This is a genomic window from Streptacidiphilus sp. MAP12-16, assembly GCF_041262165.1.
Lineage (GTDB): Bacteria > Actinomycetota > Actinomycetes > Streptomycetales > Streptomycetaceae > Streptacidiphilus.
Genome location: NZ_JBGCBY010000086.1, coordinates 1 through 1,121, shown reverse-complemented (window position 1 = coordinate 1,121; position 1,121 = coordinate 1). Strand labels below are relative to the sequence as shown.

Annotated in this window: 2 protein-coding genes; both read right to left on the bottom strand. The window is 68.4% G+C overall.

Annotation, left to right across the window (positions count from 1 at the left end; translation table 11 throughout):
- Positions 1-192: polyketide synthase docking domain-containing protein (locus tag ABIA33_RS38065; RefSeq protein WP_370088831.1), on the bottom strand; the 192-nt coding region annotated here is incomplete at its 3' end.
- A 44-nt stretch (positions 193-236) separates the two neighbouring features.
- On the bottom strand, positions 237-1,121 hold an 885-nt coding region (locus tag ABIA33_RS38060; RefSeq protein ID WP_370088829.1), incomplete at its 5' end, for a beta-ketoacyl reductase.

Sequence of the window (1,121 nt, the reverse complement as noted above, 5' to 3'; positions counted from 1 at the left end):
ATCCCCGCCACCAGCAACCAAACCCCACAAATCCTCCGGCGACACCACACCACCCGGAAAACGACACGCCATGCCGACAATCGCGATCGGCTCGTGCTCGCCGTCCTCGATCTCCTTGAGTCGGCGGCGGGTCTCATGGAGATCCGCCGTCACTCGCTTGAGGAAGTACCGAAGTTTTTCCTCAGCCGCCATGTCAGGTCACCTCTCGGAATGTTGCAGATAGATCTGAGCGCCGTTCAGGAAATGCCGAATTCCTTGCCGATGAAGTCGAAGAGGTCGTCGTCGGTCGCCTCTTCGAGTTCTTCTGCCACTGCGGCGTTCTCGGCCGAGTCCAGGTGGTCGTCCCACTTCGCGAGCAGAGACTGCAAGCGGGTCGCAACCCGGAGGTGGCCGTCGTCGTCTGCCACCGTCTCCAGTAGGGCGGCTTCCAGCCGGTCCAGCTCTGCCAGCAGCGGGAGAACGGCCGTTGCAGGGTCGGGGGTCGTCTCCCGGCGAAGCAGGTCGGCGAGGGCGCCGGGGTTGGGGTAGTCGAAGACCAGAGTGGCCGGGAGGCGCAGCCCGGTGACCGCGTTCATCCGGTTCCGCAGCTCGACCGCCGTCAGCGAGTCGAAGCCGAGGTCCTTGAACGCCCGCTGGGCGTCCACCGCATGGGACCCGGCGTAGCCCAATACCGCTGCCACTTCCGAGCAGACCAGGTCGAGCAGCAGGGCCTCTCGCTCGGCCTCAGGCACCCCCAAGAGCCGCTGCGCCAGCGTCGCACCGCCTGCGCCGCCGGCATTGCCGCCGTTGGCCGTTCGACGCGAGGTGCCCCGTACCAGGCCTCGCAGCAGCGGAGGAAGCATCCCCGCCTCCGCCTGCGCCCGTAGCCCGGGGAGGTCCAGTTGGATGGGGACCAGCACGGCCTCGGCGGAGGCGGCTGCTACGTCCAGCAGCGCCAGACCCTGCGTCGAGGACAGCGCCACGACACCGCCGCGCGCCATCCGGTGGACGTCTGCACTGCCCAGTTCGCCGGCCATGCCGCCGTCCTCGGCCCACAGCCCCCACGCCAGCGACGTAGCGGTCAGACCCTGCGCCCTGCGGTGCTGCGCCAATCCGTCCAGGAAGGCGTTCGCGGCGGCGTA